The sequence below is a fragment of the Lysobacter capsici genome, from assembly GCF_014779555.2.
GTDB classification, from domain to species: domain Bacteria; phylum Pseudomonadota; class Gammaproteobacteria; order Xanthomonadales; family Xanthomonadaceae; genus Lysobacter; species Lysobacter capsici.
Window position 1 is genome coordinate 2,685,665 of sequence record NZ_CP094357.1, and the last position, 24,902, is coordinate 2,710,566.

Consider the following 24,902-nt stretch of genomic DNA (forward strand, 5'->3'; position numbering starts at 1 on the left):
GCTCCGCGCCGGACCAACGTCCCGATGGAGATGTCCCGTGATCGCCAGCCATCTCGACCGCTCCCTGTAGGAGCGGCGCGAGCCGCGACCGTCATGTCGGAGTTCGCGCCGTAAATACTTGAGCCCATCTCGATCCGATCGAAAGCAATCTGCCCGGTCCGTCGTTGCGACGATCGCTTCCTGTAGGAGCGGCGCAAGCCGCGACCGCGGGGCCGCCGATGGCTTCGTTGCTGGCCGAAGGCTGTCTTGACCGCCTGTTGGCGGTTTGCGCTGTTGTTGCGGATTCGCGGTCGCGGCTTGCGCCGCTCCTACAGTGCAATACGTATCGCGCGTCCCGGATTGCCGGGCTCGCGGCCCTCACCCCAACCCCTCTCCCGCAAGCGGGAGAGGGGCTTTAGAGCCGATCAGGCGGTCTTTTTCGCAGCCAACTGGCGCAGCACGTAATGCAGGATGCCGCCGTGGTGGCTGAGGCCAAGCGCTTGCGAACCGTCAGGTTCGCGCTTGGCCGAAGGCCGGCGGCGAGAGCCGCCGGCGGGGCTTCCGCTCGACACGCAGCCGATCAGGTCGCTTTCTTCGCAGCCAACTGGCGCAGCACGTAATGCAGGATGCCGCCGTGGTGGCTGAGGCCAAGCGCTTGCGAACCGTCAGGTTCGCGCTTGGCCGAAGGCCGGCGGCGAGAGCCGCCGGCGGGGCTTCCGCTCGACACGCAGCCGATCAGGTCGCTTTCTTCGCAGCCAACTGGCGCAGCACGTAATGCAGGATGCCGCCGTGGCGGAAGTACTCCACTTCCTTAGGCGTCAGCAGCAACACCTTCACTTCGAACGTCTGCTCGCTGCCGTCGGCCTTCCGGGCCACCACGGTCGCGGTCTTGGACTTGCCGTCGTCCAGACCGATCACGTCGATCGTTTCCGAACCGTCCAGACCATGGGTCTGCGCGTTCTCGCCGTCCTTGAACTGCAGCGGCAGCACGCCCATGCCGACCAGGTTGGAGCGGTGGATGCGCTCGAAGCTTTCGGCGATCACCGCCTTGACGCCCAGCAGGTTGGTGCCCTTGGCCGCCCAGTCGCGCGAGGAACCGGTGCCGTATTCCTTGCCGGCGAACACCACCAGCGGCACGCCGTCGGCCTTGTACTTCATCGCCGCATCAAAGATCGCCAGCTTCTCGCCCTGGCCGCCGTTCTTGCCGAAGTACAGCGTGTTGCCGCCTTCCTCGCCACCGAACATCAGGTTCTTGATGCGGATGTTGGCGAAGGTGCCGCGCACCATCACGTCGTCGTTGCCGCGGCGCGAACCGTAGCTGTTGAAGTCCGCCGGCTGCACGCCGCGCTCCTGCAGGAAGCGGCCCGCCGGCGAATCCTTCTTGATGTTGCCGGCCGGCGAGATGTGGTCGGTGGTGATCGAATCGCCGAACACGCCCATCACCCGCGCGCCGTGCACGTCGTCGATGCTGCCGACGTCCATGGTCATGCCGTCGAAGTAGGGCGGGTTCTTGATGTAGGTCGAGGCCGCGTCCCACTGGAACGACTCGCCGTCGGGCGAGGCGATCTGGTTCCAGCGGGTGTCGCCCTTGAACACGTCGGCGTAGTTCTGCGCGAACAGTTCCGGGCCGACGGTCGCGGCGATCATGTCGCCGATCTCCTTGTTGGTCGGCCAGATGTCGCGCAGGTACACGTCCTTGCCGTCGCTGCTCTTGCCGATGGGTTCCTTGGTCAAATCGATATTGACCGTGCCGGCGATCGCGTAGGCGACCACCAGCGGCGGCGAGGCGAGGTAGTTGGCTTTGACTTCCGGATGCACGCGGCCTTCGAAGTTGCGGTTGCCCGACAACACCGAGGCCACCACCAGTTCGTTCTCGGCGATGCCCTTGGACACTTCGTCCGGTAGCGGGCCGGAGTTGCCGATGCAGGTGGTGCAGCCGTAGCCGACCACGTAGAAACCCAGCGTTTCCAGGTCGGCGAGCACGCCGGCCTTGCGCAGGTAATCGGTGACCACCAGCGAGCCCGGGCCGAGCGAGGTCTTCACCCACGGCTTGGACTTCAGGCCCAAACGCGCCGCGTTGCGCGCAAGCAAACCGGCGCCGAGCATCACCGCCGGATTCGAGGTGTTGGTGCACGAGGTGATCGCGGCGATCACCACCGAGCCGTCGCACAGTTCGGCGTCCTGGTCCTTGATCCGGATCTTCGACACCGGCTTGGCGGCCAGATGATCGGCCTGCGGCTGGGCGCCGCCTTCGGCCTTCAGTTCCTCGATCGCGCAGCCGACCTTGGACTTGCGGTTGGCGATCAGCGGGCCGAGGTTGTCGGCGAAGTTGGTGTGCACGTTTTCGAGCAGCACGCGGTCCTGCGGGCGCTTGGGACCGGCCATCGACGGGCGCACGTCGCCCAGGTCGAGTTCCAGCGTCGCCGAGTAGGTCGCGTGCGGCTGGCCGGGTTCGTGCCACAGGCCCTGAGCCTTGGCGTAGGACTCGACCAGTGCGATCTGTTCCTCGCTGCGGCCGGACAGGCGCAGGTAGGTCACTGCTTCGGCGTCGATCGGGAAGATGCCGCAGGTCGCGCCGTACTCGGGCGCCATGTTGGCGATGGTCGCGCGGTCGGCCAGCGGCAGGTGCTGCAGGCCGTCGCCGAAGAACTCGACGAACTTGCCGACCACGCCGTGCTTGCGCAGCATCTGGGTCACGGTCAGGACCAGGTCGGTCGCGGTCGCGCCCTCGGGCAACTGGCCGGTCAGCTTGAAGCCGACCACTTGCGGGATCAGCATCGACGAGGGCTGGCCCAGCATCGCCGCCTCGGCCTCGATGCCGCCCACGCCCCAGCCGAGCACGCCGATGCCGTTGATCATGGTGGTGTGGCTGTCGGTGCCGAACACGGTGTCCGGGAACGCCTGCAATACGCCGTCGACCTCACGGCCCATGACCACGCGCGCCAGGTTTTCCAGATTGACCTGATGGACGATGCCGGTATTGGGCGGCACCACCTTGAAGTTCTCGAACGATTTCTGGCCCCAGCGCAGGAAGCTGTAGCGCTCCATGTTGCGTTCGAACTCGATCTTGCCGTTGAGGTCCAGCGCCTGCGGGCTGCCGAACACGTCGACCTGGACCGAGTGGTCGATCACCAGTTCCGACGGGATCAACGGGTTGATCTGCGAGGGCTTGCCACCGAGCTTGCTGACCGCGTCGCGCATCGCCGCCAGGTCGACCACGCAGGGCACGCCGGTGAAGTCCTGCAGCACCACGCGCGCCGGCATGAAGGCGATTTCCTGGTCGGGTTCCTTCGAAGCGTCCCATTGCGCGACCGCTTCGATGTGGTCCTTGCCGACCGTCATGCCGCCGTCTTCGTGACGCAGCAGGTTTTCCAGCAGGATCTTCATCGAATAGGGCAGGCGGCTGATGTCGTAGCGCTCACCCAGGGCCGGCAGGCTGAAATAGGTGTAGTCGCGGCCGTTGACGGACAACTGGCGGCGGGTGGAAAACGAGTCGCTCATGCGGTGAACTCCTGTGGAGATGCTGGCTCGCGCCTCGCGCCGGGCGAGGATCTGCTTGCGGTGGAGCGGACGGCGCAATGCGTGGCGGGGCGGTGAGCCCGATTATCCACCACTTGTCGCTGCAACTTTGTGCACGGCGTGTCGACGAATGCGCGCGCGGACGCTCGGCCTCGCCGCGCCGAGGTCATTTCGCCACGCCCTGCCAGGTGGTTTTAAGCATTTGCAGAAACTCTTCCGCCGCCGCGGACAACACAGCGTTGCGCCGGCGGACGATGCCGATGGTGCGCGAGACCACCGGGTGCTCGAGCGGGCGGGTGACCAGGATGGGGTGCTCCTGCTGCGGCGTCGCCATCCGCGGCAGCACCGAGATGCCGACGCCGGCCTCGACCATGCCCAGCGAGGTCGACAGATGGGTCACTTCGTAGAACCAGCTGAGTTTCAGGTTCTCGCGGGCGAGGGCGCCGTCGAGCAGGATGCGGTTGCCGCTGGTGCGGTGCACCGTGATCAGGCGATGGCTGGCCAGGTCGTTCCAGCTCACCTTGCGCTTGCGCGCCAGCGGGTGGTCGCGCCGGCAGGCCAGCACGAACGGGTCTTCGACCAGCACGTCGAAGTTCAGTTCCGGGTCGGAGGCGCCCATGAAGTTGATGCCGAACTCGACTTCGCCGCGTTCCACCGCCTGCAGGCCGTCGGTGGCGGGCAGGTCGAGGATGCGGAACCGCACCTTGGGATGCTCCTCGTGGAAGCGCGCGATCACGCTGGGCAGGAAATAGAACGCCGCGGTCGGCAGGCAGGCGATGGTGACCTGGCTGCCGCGTCCGTCGTCGATGCCGCGCGCGGCGAACAGCGAGCCGTCGAACTCTTCGAGCATGCGCCGCACCAACGGCAGCAGGTTTTGCCCGACCGCGGTCAGCGACACGCTGCGCGTGGTGCGTTCCAGCAGCGGCGCGCCGACCGCTTCCTCCAGTTTCTGGATGCGCCGGCTCAAGGCCGGCTGCGAGATGTGCAGCGCTTCGGCGGCGCGATGGAAGCTGCGGGTCTCGCTGACGGTGAGGAAAGCGCGCAGGTCGAGGATTTCGCAATTGATGCTCATAGTGGATCAATCCTTCGAAAAATAGCATTTCTCAGATAAATCACGGCGTGCCAGCATCGCATCACTGGATCGCATTGATCCGATACAGGTATCAATCCGTGGGGCCTATGTCCAGCGACCTGCTAAGCGTGCCTTGCGTCCTGATGCGGGGCGGAACCTCCAAGGGGCCGTTTTTCCTGGCCGACGACCTGCCGGCCGACCCGGCCTTGCGGGATGCCTTTCTGCTCGATGTGATGGGATCGGGCCATCCGTTGCAGATCGACGGCATCGGCGGCGGCAATCCGCTGTCGAGCAAGGTCGCGATCGTCGGTCGCGCTTCGCGCATCGACGCCGACGTGGACTATCTGTTCGCGCAGGTGCGGGTCGACCAACGCGTCGTCGACACCACGCCCAACTGCGGCAACATGCTCGCCGCGGTGGCGCCGTTCGCGATCGAGGCCGGATTGGTCCAGGCGCGGCATCCGCAGACGCAGGTGCGCATCCACAACGTCAATACCGGCAAGGTCGTGGTCGCGACCGTGCAGACGCCGGGCGGCCGGGTGAAGTACCGAGGCGATACCGTCATCGCCGGCGCGCCGGGCGCGGGAAGCCCGATCTCGCTGGCCTTCCTCGATGCGGCCGGAGCCCGCACCGGCCGCCTGCTGCCCACCGGCCACGCCAGCGAACGCATCGACGGCGTCGACGCGAGTTGCGTCGACTGCGCCATGCCGATGGTGCTGGTGCCGGCCCAGGCGCTGGGCTTGCGCGGCGACGAAGCGCCGGCGCGTCTGGATGCCGATGCGGCGCTGCTGCGGCGCCTGGAGAAGATAAGGATCGAAGCCGGCCACCGCATGGGCATCGCCGACGCCGCCGAGCGGGTCATTCCCAAACCGGTGCTGCTGTCGCCGCCGATGCATGGCGGCACGTTGCAAGTGCGTTATTTCATGCCGCAACGGTGCCACAGCGCATTGGCGATCACCGGCGCGGTCGGCATCGCCACGGCTTGCGCCACCGAAGGAACCGTGGCGCAGGCGATGTTGCGCGAGCGCGATCTGGCCAAGCCGATCACGCTCGAGCATCCCAGCGGCACCTTGGAAGTGCGGCTTGAACGCACGGCCGCGGGCGATGCCATCGCCAGCGTGGTGCGCACGGCGCGGCGCCTGTTGGAGGGCCGCGTGTTCACCTCGCTGGTACCCGAGTGCGGGGCCGCGAGTATGTAGATATCGACGGCCCGAACCACGACAGTGAGGGGGCCTGCGGATCGGTTTTCATGAGGCACACGACATCCTGGGAGGGATCGATGTTCAGCAAGAAATTCATAGCCGCCGCCGCTGCCGCCTTGGTAGCGGCCGCCGCGGCGCTCTCCGGCTGCGGCCAGGGCGACATCGTCGGCGGCGAACGCAGGCCGGTGCGCATCAGCGTGGGGTCCTACAACCTCAACAACCTGCCGTTCTTCGTCGCCGACGCCAAGGGCTATTTCGCCGAGGCCGGCGTGCACGTGCGCACCGAGAACTTCGCCCAGGGCGGCTCGAAAGTGTTGCAGGCGCTGGTGGCCGGTTCCACCGACGTGGCGGTGGGGTTCTACGACCACACCATCCAGATGCAGGCCAAGCGCAAGGATGTTTCCGCGTTCGTGCTGTTGTCGCGCAATTCCGGCCTGGTGCTGGCCGGGCGCAACGACACGCGCTTCGATCCGAAGCAGCCGCAGACCATCCGCGGCCTCAAGATCGGCATCACCGCGCCGGGTTCGTCGTCGGATTTCTTCGTGCGCCATTTCCTCTCGCGCCACCGCATCGACGAAAACGCGGTGTCGATCATCGGCGTCGGCTCGGGCGCGGCCGCGGTGGCGGCGTTGCAGCAGGGCAAGGTCGATCTGCTGGTGAATTACGATCCGGCCGCGACCTTGATCGAGGCGCGCGGCATCGGCCGCATCCTGATCGACGCGCGCAGCGACGAGGGCGCGCGCGAGGTCTACGGCGGCCTGTATCCGACCTCGGTGCTGTACGCGCAGAGCGCGTTCCTGCAAAAGCATCCGCAGGTCGCCGAGCGCATCGCCCGCGCCCAGCTCAAGGCGCTGCGCTTCATCGAGGACACGCCGCCCGAGCAGATCGTGGCCGCGCTGCCGGACCGTTATGTCTCCGGCGATCGCGCCGCCTACGCCAAGGCGGTGGCGCGCGCCAAGGCGATCTTCTCGCGCGACGGCCGGTTCGTGCCGGCGGATCTGCAAACGCCGCTGGCGGTCCTGCGCGAATTCGATCGCAGCGTCGCCGCTGCCCAGATCGATCTGAGCAAGACCTACACCAACCGTTTCGTCGACGACGCGCACGCCGCGTCGTCGCGCTGACCGATGGGAGGGCACGTCATGGCCACCACCGCCACGGTGCGACAACTGCACCAAGACCCGGCCGGCGCGAACGCCGCCACCCTGGTCGCGATCGAAGGCATCACCATGTCGTTCGGCGACTTCACCGCGGTGCGCGACGTCGATATCGGCGTCGGCGACGGTGAATTCCTCGCCATCGTCGGCCCGACCGGCTGCGGCAAGAGCACCATCCTCAATGCCGTCGCCGGGCTGCTGACGCCGGCCCGGGGCCGCATCGCGATCGACGGCAAGCCGGTCAAGGGCGTGCAGGAAAGCGTGGGCTACCTGTTCCAGCAGGACGCGTTGCTACCGTGGAAGACCGCCTTGCAGAACGTCGAGCTCGGCCTGCGCTTTCGCGGCGTGGCGGCGGCCGAACGCGAGGCGAGGGCGCGCGCCTGGCTGGCGAAGGTGGGACTCACCGGGTTCGAGGCGCGCTATCCGCATCAACTCTCCGGCGGCCAGCGCAAACGCGTGCAGATGGCGCAAGCCCTGATCGTGGAGCCCAAGGTGATCCTGATGGACGAGCCGTTCTCGGCCCTGGACATCCACACCCGGCACCTGATGCAGAACGAACTGCTGCGCTTGTGGCAGGAACAGCGCCGCTCGGTGATCTTGATCACCCACGACCTGGAAGAGGCGATCGCCCTGGGCGACCGGGTGGTGGTGCTGTCGGCCGGTCCGTCCAGCCGCGTGGTCGAGAGTTTCCACGTTCCGCTCGATCGGCCGCGCGACGTCGCGGAAATCAAGCTCGACCCGTGTTTCATCGACCTGTACCGCGACATCTGGGCCTGCCTGCGCGGCGAAGTGGAGAAGACCTATGCGCAACAACGTGACTGACCGCATCGTGCAACTGCTGCTGGTCGTGGTGCTGTTCGGCGGCTGGCAGGCCGGCGTATCGGCGCAGATGATCGACCCGTTCTTCTTCCCCGCGCCGATGGCGATCGCGTGGCAGGCCTGGGAGTGGCTGTCCGACCCGGGGTTCTACCAGCACGTCGGGATCACCCTGGCCGAGACCGGGCTGGGCTATGTGATCGGCACGACCCTGGGCGTCGCCGGCGGCGTCTGGCTGGGCTTGAGCCGGCGTTCGGCGCGGATTCTCGATCCCTTCATCAAGGGCTTCAACGCGATTCCGCGCGTGGTGCTGGCGCCGATCTTCGTGCTGTGGCTGGGCCTGGGGCTGTGGTCGAAAGTGGCGCTGGCGGTGACGCTGGTGTTCTTCACCACCTTCTTCAATGCGATGCAGGGCGTGCGCGAGGTCAATCCGACGGTGCTGGCCAACGCGCGCATTCTCGGCGCCGGCCGTAGCGATCTGCTGCGCCACGTGTATTTCCCGGCCGCGGCGAGCTGGATCCTGTCCTCGCTGCGCACCTCGGTCGGCTTCGCCGTGGTCGGCGCGATCATCGGCGAATACCTCGGCGCGTCGGCGGGACTGGGCTATCTGATCGCCCAGGCCGAGGGCAACTTCAACGCCGTCGGCGTGTTCGCCGGTATCGCGATCCTGGCCGTGTTCGTGCTGATCATCGACGCCTTCCTGGATATCGCCGAGAACCGGCTGATCGCGTGGCGTCCGAACGCGGCGCGCGAAAGCGCCTGAGCCCGGCCCGCGCGCCGGCCCCGCCGCGGCAGCGCGCCGCGGCGGACATCCACCTCCCTTAGCCGCGGATCTGTCTTGCGACACGAATCCTGGCGCGCAGCGCCAGCGGCGCCTTGTTGCCTGGAGAAAGCTCGTGACGAATCGTTTTGGCTTGCATCCGATCGCATTGGCGATGCTCGTCGCCGCCGCGAGCGGCAGCGGCGAAGTCGCCGCCCAGACCCGCGGGCAGACGCCCGACGCCGCCGAACTGCTGCAACTGGTGCAGGCGCAGGCGGCCCGGATCGAACGGCTGGAGCGGCGTCTGGCCGCGGTCGAAGGCGTGGCTTCCACGACCGATGCGCCGGCGCCCGCGTCGGCGCCCGAAGCCGCCGGCTTGGCCGCGCGCCTGGACAAGCTCGAACAGGCCCATGGCAAGCAGCCTAGCGTGAGCTGGAGCAAGGGCGCGCCGCAATTCACCAGCGCCGACGGCCGCGCCGTGTTCCGGCCGCGCGGCCGCGTGTTTCTGGATGCCTCCAGCACCGGCGGCTCCGATTTCGCCGGCCGCAACCTCAGCGGCACCGAAGTGCGTTCGCTGCGCCTGGGCGCCGAGGGCGCGTACGGCGGCATCGGCTGGGTCCTGGAAGGCGACTTCGCCGACAACGGCGTGAGCTGGAAGTCCGCCTACGTCAACTTCGCCCACACGCTGTTCGGCCAGAAGTCGGAATTGACCGTCGGCAATCGGCTCAACGATCGCGGCATCGACGGTTCCAGCAGCACCTCCAACACGCCGTTCCAGGAGCGCAACGTGGTCGGGACGCTGGTGCTGCCGCAGCGTGGGCTGTTCGGCGTCGGGCTGACCGAACGCGTCTTCGGCCGCGGCTGGCACGCCAGCGTGTCGGTGGCGGGCAACGATCTGGACAACGCCGGCGACGGCAACGACAGCCTGACCTGGGCGGCGCGCGCGCACTGGAATCCGCTCAAGCGCGAGCGCGCGGTCGTGCACCTGGGGGCTTGGGCGTTTCACGAGGACATCGCCGCGGGATCGGCCGGCGTGGTACGCGCCGCGGCGATCGGCGGCCACTTCAACGACGAGGTCAAGATCGCGCCGGGCAGCGTGACGGGCGCCGAACGCGGACGCGGCCACGGCCTGGAGCTGGCGACGGTGGCCGGCCCGTTCTGGAGTTCGGGCGAATGGGGCCGGCGCCGGATCGAAGGCCTGGACCGCCGCGGCAACTACGCCGCCGACTACGACGCCTATGCCGTCTCCGCCGGCTGGTTTGTGAGCGGCGCCGCGCCGGCCTACGTGGCCGACACCGGCACCTGGGGCCGGGTCAAGGTCGAACGCCCGGTCACCGCCGGCGGACACGGCGCCTGGGAGCTCAAGGCCCGTTACGAAAACGCGGACTTCCGCGATCTGCCCGGCGGCGGCGCCGGCCATGCCTGGACGGTCGGCGCCAACTGGTACCTGAACGACTACAGCCGGCTGATGCTGGATCTGGTGCGCTGGCAGACCGACAACCGCAGCGGCAAGTACCTCGTCGCCGATGAGGGATACACGCTAAATACCCGTCTGCAATTGGTTTTTTGACCGCCGCGGCCGGCGTTCGCAAGCCCGCGGAACCGCTGGTGTCGCCGCCGGTATGCCGGCTCAGGTATGTATAATGCGTACATACCTGCTGGAGCCTGCCCATGGAAGCGACCGTCGCCGAACGAGGCCAGATCACCCTTCCCAAATCGGTGCGCGATGCCCTCGGCCTGACCAAGGGCACGCTGCTGAAGGTCGAGCTGGACGGCAGCCGCATCATCCTGCGCAAGAGCGTGGACGACGCGATCTCCAAGGCGCGCGGCAAGTTCGCCCTGGACGGCTTCGACTCGGCCGCGGACGCCGAGCGCGCGATGCGCGACGAGGAATGAGCCGGTGATCGCGGTCGACTCGCCGGTCCTGATCGAACTGCTGAGCGACGGCCCGCAGGCCGACGCGGTCGAGGCCTGCCTGCGCCAGAGCCTGGTCGGCGGTCGGGTCGTGGTCTGCGACGTCAGCCTGGCCGAGATGTGCGCGGCGCTGCGCGGCGGCGCGCAGGTGCAGGAGGCGCTGGAAGAAATGGGCATCCATTTCAGCGCGCTGGAAGCCAAGTCGGCGTTGCGCGCGGGCGAGATGCACCGGCGCCACCGCCAGCGCGGCAACGGGCCGCGCGGCTTCGGCGGCTTTCTGGTCGGCGCCCACGCCTTGCTCCAGTGCGACGGCCTGATCACCTGGAACGACACGTTTTACCGCGACTACTTCAAGGGCCTGAAGCTGATCGTGCCGCAAGCCTGAGCCACGTGACACCCGGTCGCTTCGATCGTTTCGCCCTGACCGAGCCGATTACCCAATCCGTTTACGCAGTTCGTTTCAGCCAGCCGGTTTTTACCCAGCCAATCTTTACCCAGATTTTTTCCACCCAGATTTACGCGGAGAATTGTTCATGTTGGAAGCCTATCGCCACCACATCGCCGAGCGCGCCGCGCTGGGCATTCCGCCGCTGCCGCTGACCGCTCAGCAGACCGCCGAGGTTATCGAGCTGCTGAAGAACCCGCCGGCGGGGGAGGGCGAGTTCCTGCTCGACCTGATCACGCACCGCGTTCCGGCCGGCGTCGACGACGCCGCCAAGGTCAAGGCCTCCTACCTGGCCGCGGTCGCCTTCGGCACCGAGCACAACGCGCTGATCAGCCGCGCGCGCGCGACCGAACTGCTCGGCACCATGCTCGGCGGCTACAACATCCACCCGCTGATCGAACTGCTCGACGACGCCGAAGTCGGCGCGGTCGCGGCGCAGGCGCTCAAGCACACCCTGCTGATGTTCGACGCGTTCCACGACGTGCAGGAAAAGGCCGAGAAGGGCAACGCCAACGCCAAGAGCGTGCTGCAGAGCTGGGCCGACGCCGAATGGTTCACCAGCAAGCCCGAAGTGCCCGAAAGCCTGACCGTCACCGTGTTCAAGGTGACCGGCGAGACCAATACCGACGACCTGTCGCCGGCGCCCGACGCGACCACCCGTCCGGACATCCCGCTGCACGCGCTGGCGATGCTCAAGAACAAGCGCGACGGCATCGAGCCGGAAGAAGACGGCAAGCGCGGTCCGGTCGCCTTCATCGAATCGCTCAAGGACAAGGGCCACCTCGTCGCCTATGTCGGCGACGTGGTCGGCACCGGTTCCAGCCGCAAGTCGGCGACCAACTCGGTGCTGTGGTTCACCGGCGAAGACATCCCCTTCATTCCGAACAAGCGCTTCGGCGGCGTGTGCCTGGGTTCGAAGATCGCGCCGATCTTCTACAACACCATGGAAGACGCAGGCGCCTTGCCGATCGAACTCGACGTGTCGCAGATGAACATGGGCGACGTGATCGAACTGCGTCCCTACGACGGCAAGGCGCTCAAGAACGGCGAAGTGATCGCGCAGTTCGCGCTGAAGTCCGATGTGTTGCTGGACGAAGTCCGCGCCGGCGGCCGCATCCCGCTGATCGTCGGCCGCGGCCTCACCGCCAAGGCGCGCGAAGCGCTCGGCCTGCCGACCTCGACCCTGTTCCGCCTGCCGACCAACCCGGCCGACACCGGCAAGGGTTACTCGCTGGCGCAGAAGATGGTCGGCCGCGCCTGCGGCGTGCCGGAAGTCGATGGCAAGCAGCCGGGCATTCGTCCGGGCACCTACTGCGAGCCGAAGATGACCTCGGTGGGTTCGCAGGACACCACCGGTCCGATGACCCGCGACGAATTGAAGGACCTGGCCTGCCTGGGCTTCTCGGCCGACCTCGTCATGCAGTCGTTCTGCCACACCGCCGCTTACCCGAAGCCGGTCGACGTCAAGACCCATCATGATCTGCCGGCCTTCATCAGCAACCGCGGCGGCATCGCCCTGCGTCCGGGCGACGGCGTGATCCACTCGTGGCTCAACCGCATGCTGATGCCCGACACCGTCGGCACCGGCGGCGACTCGCACACCCGTTTCCCGGTCGGCATCTCGTTCCCGGCCGGCTCCGGCCTGGTCGCGTTCGCCGCGGCCACCGGCGTCATGCCGCTGGATATGCCCGAGTCGGTGCTGGTGCGTTTCTCCGGCGAAATGCAGCCCGGCGTGACCCTGCGCGATCTGGTCAACGCGATCCCGCTGGCCGCGATCAACAGCGGTCTGCTGACCGTCGCCAAGCAGGGCAAGAAGAACATCTTCTCCGGCCGCATCCTGGAAATCGAAGGCCTGCCGCAGCTCAAGGTCGAGCAGGCGTTCGAACTGTCCGACGCCTCGGCAGAGCGCTCCGCCGCCGGTTGCACGGTGAAGCTGGATAAGGAACCGATCATCGAGTACCTGACCAGCAACATCACCCTGCTCAAGTGGATGATGGCCGAAGGCTACGCCGACCCGCGTTCGCTGCAGCGCCGGATCAAGGCGATGGAAGGCTGGCTGGCCAACCCGCAGTTGCTGGAAGGCGACGCGGATGCCGAGTACGCCGCGGTCATCGACATCGACCTCAACCAGATCGTCGAGCCGATCGTGGCCTGCCCGAACGACCCCGACGACGTGAAGACCCTGTCGGCGGTGTCCGGCGCGGTCATCGACGAAGTCTTCATCGGCTCGTGCATGACCAACATCGGCCACTTCCGCGCGGCGGCGAAGCTGCTGGAAGGCAAGCGCGATATCCCGACCCGTCTGTGGGTCGCGCCGCCGACCAAGATGGACGCGTCCGAGCTGACGAAGGAAGGCCACTACGGCACCTTCGGCACCGCCGGCGCGCGCATGGAAATGCCGGGCTGCTCGCTGTGCATGGGCAACCAGGCGCAGGCGCGCGAGGGCGCGACCGTGTTCTCCACCAGCACCCGCAACTTCCCGAACCGTCTGGGCCGCAACACCAACGTGTACCTGGGTTCGGCCGAACTGGCCGCGATCTGCTCGCGTCTGGGTCGCATCCCGACCCGCGAGGAGTACATGGCGGACGTCGGCGTGCTCAAGGCCGACGGCGACAAGATCTACCGCTACATGAACTTCGATCAGATCGAAGACTACAAGTCGGTCGCCGACACCGTCGCCGCGGCCTGAGTCGGCGCGACGGCAAGCACGTACAAAACCCCGGCTGCGGCCGGGGTTTTTGTTTGCCGGTGCGGTTGCGCCGATGGCTTTGGCGTTGCTTGAATGCAGGGCGTTGCGGCTTCGCTCGTCACACCCGCGAAAGCGGGCTCGGCGTTACTTCGGCGAAGCCGAATATCCCCGGCTTCATCCGGTCATGACGCCGAAGTCTCTGGGCATGTAGACCTGGATCGCGTCGATCAAGGCGAGCGAGTGGGGGATTACGCCCCATCCGTTCGTCATCAACCCACTCCGATAAGGATTTCGCTAATGAACCGATGCTCGCGCCGTCTCGTATCCGCCGCCGTGTTGGCGACGCTCCTGGCCCTGCCGCTGGCGGCGGCCGCCGATGACGAAAATTACCGCGACGCGGCGGAAGTACAGGCCGAACTGGTCAAGGTGCTGACCTGCCAGGCCGATCGCGCCGAATACGAACGACTGGGCAGCGCGCTGACCCCGATCTATTACGAAAAGCCGGCGCAACCGGCGCTGGCGGGATGGAGCCTGGTCAAGGACGAAAATTCCTTCGTCGCCGTGATGAACCTGCCCAAGCCGGTGACCGTCTACGGCCATGCGACCACCCAGGTGATGATGGCGGGCCAGGGCCTGCTGGCGGTGCTGGACGGCGACCACGTCGATGCCTTGTCGGCCGAACTCAAACTCGCCCCGAGCACCGAACCGCTGGCCAAGCACATCCGCACGCGCACCGTGCGGGTGCAGCCGATCGGCGACGGCATCGAAGCCACGATCGTGCAGACCGTCAGCACGATCACCACCCACCCGGGCAAGACCATGGTGGGTTGCGAATACCGGATGAATTACTGAGGCGGGCAGGGCGGGCGAGCCTCGCCTGCGGGCGCTGCGTTTATTTCGGTCATGAATTGCGGCCGCGAATCACGCCATCGGGCGTCGGCTGTATGGAGTTCGTTGCGGTCGCGAATTGAGATCACGCAGCCAAGACGAACTTGCGCAATCGGCGGAGTGTCGCGGTCGCGGCTCGCGCCGCTCCTACAGTCGCTCCACCCGAATCGCGATGCGGCTGGATAGCCCCCCTGTAGGAGCTGCGTAAGCTGCGACCGCGAATCACGCCATCCGGCGTCAGCTACATGGAGTTCGCTGCGGTCGCAAATTGAGATCGCGCAGCCAAGACGAAGTTGCGCAATCGGCGAAGCGCCGCGGTCGTGGCTCACGCCGCTCCTACAGTCGATTCATCCAATTACGATGCGGCCCGACAGCCCCCTGTAGGAGCGGCGCAAGCCGCGACCGCGAATCACGCCATCCGGCGTCAGCTACATGGAGTTCGTTGCGGCCACGAATTGAGCTCACGCAGCCAAGACGAACTTACGCAATCGGCGAAGTGCCGCGGTCGCGGCTCACGCCGCTCCTACAGTCGATTCATCCAGTTACGATGCGGCCCGACAGCCCCTTTGTAGGAGCGGCGCAAGCCGCGACCGCGAATTACGCCGCACGGCGTCAGCTCGGGCACCTGCCGCCGAGCCCTCAGCCCAGCCGTTCCTCGATCGAATCCACTATCGCACGCCGCCGCAGCAAAATGTCCCAATAGCTGCCGCCCAGCTGCCGCCACAGCACCGCCGAGCGCACCGACGCCAGCAGCACCGCGCGCACTTCGGCGACTACGCCGGGCTGGCCGAGGTAATGCGGGTTGCCCTGCACCAGCACGCGCGGGCGCAGGTGGCTCAGGGTGTCGGCGTAGAGCCCGCCCAAGGCCGCGATCACGTCCGGATGGCTGCTGCCGAGGCGATGCGCGGCGGTGGCCTGGTCGTGGATGCTGCGCAGGACCTTGTCGGTCATCGCCTGATCGCGCACGAAGCGCCGCTCCAGTTGCAGCACCGCCATCGCCAGGCGCGGCAGGTGTTCGTCGCTGATCCGGTTGACCAGATAGTCCTGCAGCAAGCTCAGGCCCGGGCGCAGGTTGGCGGCGCCGCCGTAGACCGCGGCGGTCGAGGACGCGTCGATACGGAACACCGAGTCCAGGCAGGTGCCGAGCACGGCCGCGTTGGCTTGGCCGGTATCGGCGATGCGCCGCACCTGGGCCAGCGCCTGGGCGAGGCCGGCGAGGGCGAGAACGCGTTCGGAAAGATCGGCCATTACGAGCTCGCGGTAAGAATAGAGGGGGAGGAAAGCGGCCGGTCGCAGGCCGGCGCGTCGGTCGTGGCGATCACCGCGCCGCCGAGGCAGACCTCGCCGTCGTACAGCACCAGCGACTGGCCCGGGGTGACCGCGCGCTGCGGTTCGCGGAACACGACATCGAGGGTGCCGTCGTCGAGCACCGTGACCTCGCAGTCCTGATCGGCCTGGCGATAGCGGGTCTGCGCGGTGCAGGCGAAACGTGCCGCGGGCGGGGCGCCGGCGATCCAGTGCGCGCTCTCCGAACGCAGCCGCTGCGAATGCAGCCACGGGCTGTCGCTGCCCTGGTCGACATACAGCACATTGCTGGCCACATCCTTGCCGATCACGTACCACGGCGCCGGCTCGAACCCGCGCACGCCGCCGATGTTGAGACCTTCGCGCTGGCCGAGAGTGAAGTAAAACACCCCGGCATGAGTACCGACCACGCGCCCGTCCGGGGTGCGGATCTCGCCTTGTTTCGCCGGCAGATAGCGCGACAGGAACTCGCGGAAATCGCGTTCGCCGATGAAGCAGATGCCGGTGGAATCCTTCTTCGCCGCGGTCGGCAGCGCGGCCATGCGCGCCATCTCGCGCACATCGCGCTTGAGCAGTTCGCCGAGCGGAAACTTGGTCGCCGACAGCTGCGCCTGACCCAGCTGGTGCAGGAAGTAGCTCTGATCCTTGCCGCGGTCGAGCGCGCGCAGCAGGCGGAAGCGGCCGTCGGCGGCCTGATCGACCCGCGCGTAATGGCCGGTCGCGATGTAGCGCGCGCCCAGTTGCTGCGCGGCGTCGAGGAAATGCTTGAACTTGATTTCGCGGTTGCACAGCACGTCCGGGTTCGGCGTGCGCCCGGCGGCGTATTCGGCGACAAAATGCTCGAACACCCCGGCCCAGTACTCGCCGGAGAAATCGCGGAAGTGGATCGGCAGGCCCAGCCGGCCGGACACCGCGACCGCATCGCGGCGGTCGTCCTCCGCGCGGCAATCGCCGCTGCCATCATCGGCCCAGTTCTGCATGAACAAACCCGACAGGGCTTCGCCGCTGTCGCGCAGCAACAGCGCGGCGACCGAGGAATCGACCCCGCCCGACATGCCCACGATGGTGTCCGCCGACCCTGCCATGACGGTCACAGCGGTTCGGGCGAGACCATGTGCTGCACCAGGTCCAGCGAATGGCGGCGTCCGCCCAGGTAATCGGCGACGACCTGCCAGACCAGCGGGCCGCGGTGCTGCGGCGCGCGCGCCTGCAGTTCGGCCGGGGTCATCCACAGCGCCTGCACGATGCCTTCGTCCAGCGCCCGCTCGGCGTGGTGCCGGACCGGTTCGGCGGCGAAGGCGAAGCGCAGGTAATGGCGGCCGCCGGAGCCGTCGGGCTGCAACGGTGCTTTCCACTGATAGGCGCCGATGAAGGCGGTCAGGCGCACGTCCCAGCCGGTTTCTTCCAGGGTCTCGCGCAGCGCGGCGTCGAGCAGGCTTTCGTCGGGCTCCAGGTGCCCGGCGGGCTGATTGATCACCAATTGCCCGCCGACTGTCTCTTCGACCATCAGCAGGCGGCCGCCCTCGACCACGATCGTGGCGACGGTGACGTCGGGTTGCCAGAAACGTCCTTCGCGGTAGCTCACGTCAGAACTCGTCCTTGCCGGGCGTGAGCAGGGCTTCCATCTGGTCGGCGGCGCGGACCACGTAGTCGATCGCGTCGTCCAGATCGTCCTGGGCCGCGCCGGCATCGAGCTTGACCACGAACACCGCGACCCCGTCCTGCTTGACCCAGCCGCCCATCTTGCTCAGATGGCTGTCCTCGAGCAGGCGGTTGGCGACATCGGCCGGAAAGTCCTGGTCGGCGGCGCGGTAGCCCGGCGACCAGACCTCGCGCACCTGCAGCTTGCCGTAGCTCTGGGTGCTCGACAGCACGTAGGCCATCTGGCTGCGGTCGCCGTCCAGGCCGAAAGTCAGGACGAAATCGCCGTCCTCGTCGACCTGGTACTTGTAGCCCAGCGCGTCGAGCTGCTGGCGGATGCGCGCATCGCCGGCCTTGGAGGCGTTGGCGTCGGCTTCGACCCGGGCCGCGTCGCCGCGGTCGGCCTTGGCCTCGACCTGGCTGGCTTGCACCTGCTTGGCCTGCGTTTGCTTGGGCGCCGTGCTGGCGGCCGGTTCGGCGGCGGCGAAAGCGGCCACCGGCGACAGCGCGAGCAGGGCGACGGGCAGCAGACAGCGGGGCAGGCGCATGTGGGTCCTTGAATTCAACGGCGGCGGCGCAACTAAGTCCGACGGCTCCGACACAGATGGCGGCGCTGCGGCATTTTGCAATGCGGCCGTGCGGTGCGTCCATGTCGTCACGCGGCCGCCACGCGCCCGCGCCATTCCCACCCCACGCCCGGATCGGGGCAGCGGTCTATAATCGTCCGATGGCAAAACAGACCGAACACGAACACAGTCACGGCGTGCTGGTGGAAACCGGCAAGCCCGAAGTCGCCCGTCCGCCGCTGTATTCCGTACTGCTGCTTAACGACGATTACACCCCGATGGACTTCGTTGTCGAGGTCCTGACCCGCTTTTTCCCGATGAATGTCGAAAAAGCGACCCAGATCATGCTCCATGTGCATACCCGCGGCCGCGGCGTATGCGGGGTTTTCACCCGCGAAGTGGCCGAGTCCAAGGTCGCCCAGGTGAACGAATTTTCAAGACTGCATCAACACCCCTTGCTGTGCACGATGGAAAGGGCCTAAAAGGGAGCTGTCGCACCCGTTGGGGCGGGGCATGGAAAAGCCGGCGAGCGCCCCCACGTAGCGTGCATACGTTCTGGAGGCTACGCCCCATGTTCAGCAAGGATCTCGAATACAGCATCGGCCAGTGCTACAAGCGCGCCCGCGAGGCGCGCCATGAGTACATGACGGTCGAACATCTGCTGCTCGCACTACTCGACAACCCCTCGGCCGAAGCCGTGCTCAAGGCGACCGGCGCCGACTTCCTGCGCCTGCGCAGCGACCTGGAGCAGGCCATCGCGACCTCGGTCCAGGTCCTGCCAGACGATGTCGACCGCGACACCCAGCCCACCCTCGGGTTCCAGCGGGTGCTGCAGCGCGCGGTCTACCACGTCCAGTCCTCGGGCAAGAAGGAGGTCACCGGCGCCAACGTGCTGGTGGCGATTTTCGGCGAGAAGGACTCGCACGCGGTCTACTTCCTCAACCAGCAGGACGTGGCCCGGCTCGACGTGGTCAATTACCTGTCGCACGGCATCGTCAAGCACAGCGCCGAGGACGGGCAGGGCCACCACGAGGAAGAGGCCAAGCCGCCGGAAGGCCCGGACAGCGAAGGCAAGTCCGACGCCCTGGCCGAGTTCGCCAGCAACCTCAACCAGCTCGCCCGCGAGGGCAAGATCGACCCGCTGGTCGGGCGCGGCGACGAAGTCGAGCGCACCATCCAGGTGCTGTGCCGCCGGCGCAAGAACAATCCGCTCTATGTCGGCGAGGCCGGCGTGGGCAAGACCGCGATCGCCGAGGGCCTGGCCAAGCGCATCGTCGACGGCGAAGTGCCCGAGGTGCTGCGCAACGCGACCATCTTCGCCCTCGACCTGGGCGCGCTGGTGGCCGGCACCAAGTACCGCGGCGATTTCGAAAAGCGCCTCAAGGCCGTGCTCGCGCAGCTCAAGAAGCAGCCCGAGGCGATCTTGTTCGTCGATGAGATCCACACCATCATCGGCGCCGGTTCCGCCAGCGGCGGCACCATGGACGCGAGCAACCTGATCAAGCCGGCGCTGTCCTCGGGCGAGCTGCGCTGCATCGGTTCGACTACGTTCCAGGAATACCGCGGCATCTTCGAGAAGGATCGCGCGCTGGCGCGGCGCTTCCAGAAGATCGACATCGTCGAGCCGACCGTGGGCGAAACCTACGAAATCCTGCAGGGCCTCAAGCCCAAGTACGAATCGCACCACGGCGTGACCTACGCCGACGAGGCGTTGCAGGCCGCGGTCGACCTGTCGGTCAAGCACATCGGCGACCGGCTGCTGCCGGACAAGGCGATCGACGTGATCGACGAGGCCGGCGCGCGTCAGCGTCTGCTGCCCGAGTCGGCGCGCAAGGCGGTGATCGACATCGAGGAAGTCGAGATGATCGTGGCCAAGATGGCGCGCATCCCGACCAAGCAGGTCTCGGCCAACGACAAGGACGTGCTGCGCAATCTCGAGCGCAACCTCAAGATGGTGATCTTCGGTCAGGACCCGGCGATCGAGACGCTCGCCTCGGCGATCAAGCTCGCGCGCTCGGGCCTGGGCAATCCGGACAAGCCGATCGGCAACTTCCTGTTCTCCGGCCCGACCGGCGTGGGCAAGACCGAGGTGACCAAGCAGCTCGCGCTGCAACTGGGCATCGAACTGGTCCGCTTCGACATGTCCGAGTACATGGAGCCGCATTCGGTCAGCCGTCTGATCGGCGCGCCTCCGGGCTATGTCGGTTTCGACCAGGGCGGCCTGTTGACCGAGAAGATCGTCAAGACCCCGCACTGCGTGCTGTTGCTCGACGAGGTCGAGAAGGCGCATCCGGACATCTTCAACATCCTGTTGCAGGTCATGGACCGCGGCACCTTGACCGATACCAACGGTCGCGAAGCCAACTTCAAGAACGTGATCGTGGTGATGACGACCAATGCCGGCGCGGCGCAGGCCTCGCGGCGTTCGATCGGCTTCACCAAGCAAGATCACTCCACCGACGCGATGGAGTCGATCCGTAAGGCCTTCACCCCGGAATTCCGCAACCGCCTCGACGCGGTGGTGCAGTTCCAGGCGCTGGGCTTCGAGCACATCCTGCGGGTGGTGGACAAGTTCCTGATCGAGCTGGAAAGCCAGTTGCACGAGAAGAACGTGACCCTGACCGCCACGCCGACCGCGCGCGACTGGCTGGCCCAGCACGGCTTCGATCCGCTCATGGGCGCGCGTCCGATGGCGCGCGTGATCCAGGACAAGATCAAGCGTCCGTTGGCCGACGAACTGCTGTTCGGCAAACTGATCGACGGCGGCCGGGTCACCATCGACGTCGCCAACGACGAGTTGGTGGTCGAGGCGCATGCCGAGCCGGAGAAGCTGTTGCCGGCGACGGTGTGATCAAAGTGCCGCCGCTTGCGGCGGCGTGAGAGAGGCGGCCTTCGGGCCGCTTTTTTCGTTTCTGAAGAGGTGTCGCGCGGTATGGGTCGCTATCGTCGCGGGGTTCGCAACGAAGGTGATCTGACGGTTGCGATGCCTTTCGTTACTACGCGATGTTCGATCTTGATGGCCCGTCTGACGGCATCGAGCCGGGATGGCCGCGTGCTGCAGCGCGCAACATCGCGCTGCGGTCGAACGCACGAAACGCGTTGTGCGTCGCAACTGCCGTATCTGTCCGCGCATGCGACCTGTCGGTTCTGCCAGGGCTTGCCAGTGCAAGGCGAGGCCGGTGCTAGCGTCCAGTCGCCCGCGGAGTGCGGGCGGCGGCCCGGTTGGCCGCTTTCACTGGAAACAGGAGTCCGATTCGATGAAGAAACGCTCTCTAGCGGCCTTGGCCGCGTTCGTGTTCGGCTGCGCCGTGGTCACCACCGCGATGGCCGCCGATGCCTGCGACACCTGCTGGGTGCGCTACAACAAGTGCCTCACCACCGACGTGCAGAACTGCGAGTACCAACTCTCGCAGTGCCTGAGCCGGTACGGCTGCCCGAATCCGCCGTGGTGAGCCGCGCGTTCGACGCGGCGCGCCGTACCTATCGTCCAGGATGCATGGATAAGGAGGTTGCATGAAGTCCCGCAAGACCCTGTTCGCGGCGTTGGCCGCGTTCGCGTTCTCCGCCTCGGTGGTCGCGGCGGTTCCGCCGCCGTTGAACCCGTGCAAGCAATGCCGCGCGCAATATCAGAACTGCATGAACAACGGCGGCCTCGACGGCAGCCGCGATTGCGAAACACCTTTCAGCCAATGCCTGATCTCGGCGGGCTGCCCGCTGGAGTGAGGTCCGCGCGCGGGTCCGGCACGGGCCCGCGCGTTTCGCGCCCTGTAGGGCCGATCGCGCTCGCGTTCGCACGGGTACGAAAAAGGCGGCCTTGCGGCCGCCTTTTTACTTCATACACTCGCCGCGCTTGTCAGGCGGCGAGCGCGACGGCGCGGGCTCAGCGCTGACGACGGTAACGGTCGTAGGCGGCCTCGTCGATCTTGTCGACCTTGCCCACGTCGCAGGTGGCGCGCGCGGTCTTGACCACGCTGCCGTTCGGGCACAGGCGGTTGGCCTGCTGCTCGCTGGAGATTTCCATCTTGTTGGTGGTGGTCAGGTCCGAACAGGTCTGACGGAAGCCGACGCGATAGAACTCGCTGTCGTGCTTGACCACGATGAACTGCGCGCCGGCGCGCGAGATCTGCGAGCTGTCGCCCAGATCGACGCAGGAATCGAGCGTGGCCGCGGACGCTGCGGTCGCGGACAGGCTCAGCAGACAGGTAAGGGTGACGGTACGTAGCAGCGACATTGGGGGCGTCCTCGATGGGGCTGGCTCGGATTGAGCTTGCCGCGAAATCTAGACGCATCGCACGCGGATGGAATCTGGAAGAAGTCGCTATGACCTTCGTCACTGTATGCGATCGGCTGTAAACCATCGGCCCGTTGCCTGCATCGTGCATTGTTGCGGGCCAGATGCGAGTGGCCGGATTTTCGCATCGGTGAATGCGCGATGTTTGCCGAAACGGTCGAGTCGCGCGCTGTTCGCGTGGATGGCGCCGTCGTCGCGGCCGCATGGATGCGACGGCGGGCGAAAGCGCTTCGTGACCGGTTCGGCGGTTCGATACGCGCGCTCGGTTTTTTTCGTCGTTGGCCGGGCGTCGTTGCGATCGTGCGGCGCATCGGCATGCCGCAGTGCAGCTCGATTCGCCCGCCTTGCCGGTGCTAGCGTGCGACCGGCCCGCAAAGCGCGGGCGGCCGTCCTGAGCGACGGTTCGAACGATCCGGAGACGATCATCATGAAACTGTCCAGACCCGCGTTGGCGGCGCTCGCCGCCTTCGTGTTCGGTTGCAGTGCGTTTACCACCGCGAGTTCCGCGGTCAGTCCGTGTCAGGTCTGTTACGACCTGTACAACCGATGCATACAGCTTGGCCAACTCGATTGCGACTACCAGCGCGACGACTGCCTGCGCCGCAGGAACTGCCCCCTGCAGTAACCGTCCCGTTCGCTCGCACGCATCGGGATTCGCCACTGCGACCGCGTTCGCGGCGCAGCCACTCAGGCCGGGGCCGCGGTCCCGCGCCGATCCATGGAAAAGGAGCACCACATGAACTTGCGCAAGCTCACCCTGACCGCCGTCGCCGCCTTCGTCTTCGCCGGCTCGGCCGTCGCCGCCCATCCGCCGCTCAATCCCTGCCGCGAATGCCGCATCGCCTACAACGTGTGCATGAGCGAAAGCGGCGGACCGGAAGACGACATGGTGTGCGAAGGCGACTTCAGCACCTGCCTGATCTCGGCCGGCTGTCCGCTGGAGTAAGCGTCGACGGCGCTCTATCCGCCGCTGTCCCATGGCAGGGATCGTCCGCGCTCCGCGGGATGTGAACGCAGTGGGCGCCGGGTCACGAGCCCGGTGGGTGATCGGGCTCAGGCTCGCCGGTCCGCGACCGATCGTTGCGGACCGGTGGGCGCGCTTGCCGCGTCATTCAAGGAACAGGGTGGTTCACCATGACCTTGAAGCATCTGTCGCTGAGCGCATTGGCCGGGTTCGTGTTCGCCGGCTCGCGGATCGCCAGCGCGGACGCCGCGCCGCTCAATGCCTGCACGGCCTGCTGGCGGGCCAGCCTGCGACCGCTGCACCCTGACCACCGCGGCGACTGCGAGACCAGGCTGCTCGCCTGCCGGCGCCGTAACAACCGCCCGTTGCCAGGGGCGCCGGCGCGCCCGGCCGAGGTCGGGAGGCAGGCATGAAAAAGGCGGCCAATGGCCGCCTTTTTCGATAGTTACCGCGATTACTTCATGCGGTAGGTGATGCGGCCCTTGGTGAGGTCGTAGGGCGTCATCTCCACCTTGACCTTGTCGCCGGTCAGGATGCGGATGTAGTTCTTGCGCATGCGACCCGAGATGTGGGCGATGATTTCGTGCCCGTTTTCGAGACGCACACGGAACATGGTGTTCGGAAGAGTTTCCGCCACCGTGCCCTCGAATTCGATCACGTCGTCTTTTGCCATGTGGTTCTCAAGGAGGAGTCGCGATGTCGCGAGGATGGGCGTCGCGCGCCCGCGAAGCCGCACATTCTGCCACGGCAGTGGCCCAGGCGCAAAAAACCGTTAACCGGCCCCGAGCGCCGCCGATCGCCGACGGCGTGGCCGGGCGCAATGGCAGGCTGCGCGGTGCTCAGGCGCCTGCGCGCGGCTCGTCGTCGACCGCCGGCTCGGCCAGCGCGCGGGCGGGGTAGTCGCCGAAATGCGCGGTCCACGGCGCCGGCGCGAACCCCGGCAGCGCGGTCAGGCGCTCGACCTCGGCCAGGAATTGCGTCCGCGGCATCGACACCGCGCCCAGGCTCAGCAGGTGCGGATTCTCGACCTGGCCGTCGAGCAGCGGCCAGCCCCAGGCATGCAGATGCCGGGCCAGTGCCGCGATCGCCACCTTGGAGCCGCCCGGGCGCGCGCTGTACATACTCTCGCCGAAGAACATCCGGCCGATCGCGATGCCGTACAGGCCGCCGACCAGCGTCGTGCCGTCGTAGACCTCGATCGAATGCGCATGCCCGAGCCGGTGCATGCCGACATAGGCCTCGCGCAGCTCGGCGTTGATCCAGGTGCCGTCCTGGCCCGGCCGCGGCGCCTGCGCGCAGGCGGCGATGACCTGTTCGAACGCGGTATCGGCGCGCACCACCCAGTCGCTGCGGCGCAGCCCGCGGCGGAACTTCGACGCCAGCCGCACCGCGTCGGTGCGGAACACCGTGCGCGGGTCGGGGCACCACCACAGCAGCGGGTAGCCGTCCGACGGCCACGGGAAGATGCCGTGGCGGTAGGCGTTGAGCAGGCGTTCGGGGCGGAAATCGCCGCCGACCGCGAGCAATCCGTCCGGCTCGCGCAGCGCCTGTTCGCCCGGCGGGAACGGCGCGGCGGGGTCGGGGGGCAGCAGGAAGGGGAGGCGGCGCATGGGGGCGGAGATTCGGGATTTGGGATTCGGGATTGGTAAAAGCGCGATCGGCGAGGAAGAGGCAGGCGTAGCAGAAGGTAGTGCGTT

Annotated in this window: 26 protein-coding genes; 16 read left to right on the forward strand and 10 right to left on the reverse strand. The window is 67.0% G+C overall.

Annotated features, from left to right (window positions below):
- Positions 1–714: 714 nt before the first annotated feature.
- Both acnA and IEQ11_RS11360 read right to left on the reverse strand, forming a co-directional pair.
- The gene (acnA, locus tag IEQ11_RS11355) at positions 715–3,480 is read right to left on the reverse strand and encodes an aconitate hydratase AcnA (protein ID WP_191823126.1); all 2,766 of its coding nucleotides are present in this window, start codon (positions 3,478–3,480) and stop codon (positions 715–717) included.
- A 184-nt stretch (positions 3,481–3,664) separates the two neighbouring features.
- Positions 3,665–4,570, reverse strand: a complete 906-nt coding sequence (locus IEQ11_RS11360; protein ID WP_036102937.1) for a LysR family transcriptional regulator — start codon at positions 4,568–4,570, stop codon at positions 3,665–3,667.
- A 107-nt stretch (positions 4,571–4,677) separates the two neighbouring features.
- Between IEQ11_RS11360 and IEQ11_RS11365 the strand changes: the two genes are divergently transcribed.
- The 9 genes from IEQ11_RS11365 to IEQ11_RS11405 all read left to right on the forward strand — a co-directional run bounded on the left by IEQ11_RS11365 (position 4,678) and on the right by IEQ11_RS11405 (position 14,402).
- Entirely contained in the window at positions 4,678–5,769 is a 1,092-nt protein-coding gene (locus tag IEQ11_RS11365) for a 4-oxalomesaconate tautomerase (RefSeq protein WP_191823125.1), read from the forward strand.
- An 80-nt stretch (positions 5,770–5,849) separates the two neighbouring features.
- Positions 5,850–6,893, forward strand: coding sequence for an ABC transporter substrate-binding protein (locus IEQ11_RS11370; protein WP_057921541.1), 1,044 nt, complete (start codon positions 5,850–5,852; stop codon positions 6,891–6,893).
- A gap of 18 nt (positions 6,894–6,911) precedes the next feature.
- Positions 6,912–7,748: an ABC transporter ATP-binding protein gene (locus IEQ11_RS11375; protein ID WP_046656522.1), complete on the forward strand. Its 837-nt coding sequence runs from the start codon at positions 6,912–6,914 to the stop codon at positions 7,746–7,748.
- Complete coding sequence (locus IEQ11_RS11380; protein WP_057921542.1) at positions 7,729–8,505, forward strand: ABC transporter permease; 777 nt, start codon at positions 7,729–7,731, stop codon at positions 8,503–8,505. The genes IEQ11_RS11375 and IEQ11_RS11380 overlap by 20 nt, the downstream gene beginning before the upstream one ends.
- A gap of 172 nt (positions 8,506–8,677) precedes the next feature.
- Positions 8,678–10,072, forward strand: a complete 1,395-nt coding sequence (locus IEQ11_RS11385; RefSeq protein WP_191823130.1) for an OprO/OprP family phosphate-selective porin — start codon at positions 8,678–8,680, stop codon at positions 10,070–10,072.
- 101 nt (positions 10,073–10,173) lie between these two features.
- The gene (locus IEQ11_RS11390; protein WP_046656523.1) at positions 10,174–10,398 is read left to right on the forward strand and encodes an AbrB/MazE/SpoVT family DNA-binding domain-containing protein; all 225 of its coding nucleotides are present in this window, start codon (positions 10,174–10,176) and stop codon (positions 10,396–10,398) included.
- A 4-nt stretch (positions 10,399–10,402) separates the two neighbouring features.
- Entirely contained in the window at positions 10,403–10,801 is a 399-nt protein-coding gene (locus IEQ11_RS11395; protein WP_036102927.1) for a type II toxin-antitoxin system VapC family toxin, read from the forward strand.
- A gap of 148 nt (positions 10,802–10,949) precedes the next feature.
- On the forward strand, positions 10,950–13,550 hold the full coding sequence (gene acnB / locus IEQ11_RS11400) for a bifunctional aconitate hydratase 2/2-methylisocitrate dehydratase (RefSeq protein ID WP_191823124.1): 2,601 nt from the start codon (positions 10,950–10,952) through the stop codon (positions 13,548–13,550).
- A gap of 297 nt (positions 13,551–13,847) precedes the next feature.
- Positions 13,848–14,402 (forward strand): hypothetical protein, encoded by a 555-nt coding sequence (locus IEQ11_RS11405; RefSeq protein ID WP_191823123.1) that lies wholly within the window; start codon positions 13,848–13,850, stop codon positions 14,400–14,402.
- A 675-nt stretch (positions 14,403–15,077) separates the two neighbouring features.
- On the opposite strand, the gene hflD is transcribed toward IEQ11_RS11405, so the two are convergent.
- Genes hflD through IEQ11_RS11425 form a run of 4 tightly spaced genes read right to left on the reverse strand, consistent with a single transcriptional unit; the run spans position 15,078 to position 17,932 of the window.
- Positions 15,078–15,686 (reverse strand): high frequency lysogenization protein HflD, encoded by a 609-nt coding sequence (gene hflD / locus IEQ11_RS11410; RefSeq protein ID WP_191823122.1) that lies wholly within the window; start codon positions 15,684–15,686, stop codon positions 15,078–15,080.
- The gene (gene mnmA / locus IEQ11_RS11415) at positions 15,686–16,828 is read right to left on the reverse strand and encodes a tRNA 2-thiouridine(34) synthase MnmA (RefSeq protein WP_191823121.1); all 1,143 of its coding nucleotides are present in this window, start codon (positions 16,826–16,828) and stop codon (positions 15,686–15,688) included. Before mnmA ends, hflD begins: the two co-directional genes overlap by 1 nt.
- Positions 16,829–16,833: 5 nt before the next feature.
- Positions 16,834–17,328 carry an NUDIX hydrolase gene (locus IEQ11_RS11420; RefSeq protein ID WP_036102920.1) on the reverse strand — a complete coding sequence of 165 codons (495 nt, stop codon included), beginning with the start codon at positions 17,326–17,328 and terminating at the stop codon, positions 16,834–16,836.
- A gap of 1 nt (position 17,329) precedes the next feature.
- The gene (locus IEQ11_RS11425) at positions 17,330–17,932 is read right to left on the reverse strand and encodes a YbjN domain-containing protein (RefSeq protein ID WP_191823120.1); all 603 of its coding nucleotides are present in this window, start codon (positions 17,930–17,932) and stop codon (positions 17,330–17,332) included.
- A gap of 179 nt (positions 17,933–18,111) precedes the next feature.
- Here IEQ11_RS11425 and clpS point away from each other — a divergent pair, with 179 nt between their 5' ends.
- The 4 genes from clpS to IEQ11_RS11445 all read left to right on the forward strand — a co-directional run bounded on the left by clpS (position 18,112) and on the right by IEQ11_RS11445 (position 21,673).
- Positions 18,112–18,432: an ATP-dependent Clp protease adapter ClpS gene (gene clpS, locus IEQ11_RS11430; RefSeq protein ID WP_036102919.1), complete on the forward strand. Its 321-nt coding sequence runs from the start codon at positions 18,112–18,114 to the stop codon at positions 18,430–18,432.
- 89 nt (positions 18,433–18,521) lie between these two features.
- Positions 18,522–20,801: an ATP-dependent Clp protease ATP-binding subunit ClpA gene (gene clpA / locus IEQ11_RS11435; protein WP_046656527.1), complete on the forward strand. Its 2,280-nt coding sequence runs from the start codon at positions 18,522–18,524 to the stop codon at positions 20,799–20,801.
- A gap of 406 nt (positions 20,802–21,207) precedes the next feature.
- Positions 21,208–21,402, forward strand: coding sequence for a hypothetical protein (locus IEQ11_RS11440; RefSeq protein WP_148650348.1), 195 nt, complete (start codon positions 21,208–21,210; stop codon positions 21,400–21,402).
- Positions 21,403–21,463: 61 nt separating this feature from the next.
- Entirely contained in the window at positions 21,464–21,673 is a 210-nt protein-coding gene (locus IEQ11_RS11445) for a hypothetical protein (protein ID WP_057921546.1), read from the forward strand.
- Between the two features lie 157 nt (positions 21,674–21,830).
- On the opposite strand, the gene IEQ11_RS11450 is transcribed toward IEQ11_RS11445, so the two are convergent.
- Positions 21,831–22,181, reverse strand: a complete 351-nt coding sequence (locus IEQ11_RS11450; RefSeq protein WP_036102916.1) for a hypothetical protein — start codon at positions 22,179–22,181, stop codon at positions 21,831–21,833.
- A 99-nt stretch (positions 22,182–22,280) separates the two neighbouring features.
- The gene (locus IEQ11_RS11455) at positions 22,281–22,670 is read right to left on the reverse strand and encodes a hypothetical protein (RefSeq protein WP_191823119.1); all 390 of its coding nucleotides are present in this window, start codon (positions 22,668–22,670) and stop codon (positions 22,281–22,283) included.
- Here IEQ11_RS11455 and IEQ11_RS11460 point away from each other — a divergent pair.
- The 3 genes from IEQ11_RS11460 (at position 22,669) to IEQ11_RS11470 (ending at position 23,618) form a co-directional block, all read left to right on the forward strand.
- A complete protein-coding gene (locus tag IEQ11_RS11460; RefSeq protein ID WP_191823118.1) occupies positions 22,669–22,866 on the forward strand; it encodes a hypothetical protein in 198 nt (65 codons plus the stop codon). The two genes, IEQ11_RS11455 and IEQ11_RS11460, sit on opposite strands and share 2 nt — an antisense overlap.
- Before the next feature lie 111 nt (positions 22,867–22,977).
- Entirely contained in the window at positions 22,978–23,187 is a 210-nt protein-coding gene (locus IEQ11_RS11465; RefSeq protein WP_046656529.1) for a hypothetical protein, read from the forward strand.
- A 188-nt stretch (positions 23,188–23,375) separates the two neighbouring features.
- Positions 23,376–23,618, forward strand: coding sequence for a hypothetical protein (locus IEQ11_RS11470; RefSeq protein ID WP_191823117.1), 243 nt, complete (start codon positions 23,376–23,378; stop codon positions 23,616–23,618).
- A gap of 41 nt (positions 23,619–23,659) precedes the next feature.
- Here the strand turns inward: IEQ11_RS11470 and infA are convergent, their stop codons facing one another.
- Positions 23,660–23,878 carry a translation initiation factor IF-1 gene (gene infA / locus IEQ11_RS11475; RefSeq protein WP_031372296.1) on the reverse strand — a complete coding sequence of 73 codons (219 nt, stop codon included), beginning with the start codon at positions 23,876–23,878 and terminating at the stop codon, positions 23,660–23,662.
- A 166-nt stretch (positions 23,879–24,044) separates the two neighbouring features.
- A complete protein-coding gene (aat, locus tag IEQ11_RS11480; protein WP_191823116.1) occupies positions 24,045–24,815 on the reverse strand; it encodes a leucyl/phenylalanyl-tRNA--protein transferase in 771 nt (256 codons plus the stop codon).
- Positions 24,816–24,902: the final 87 nt, after the last annotated feature.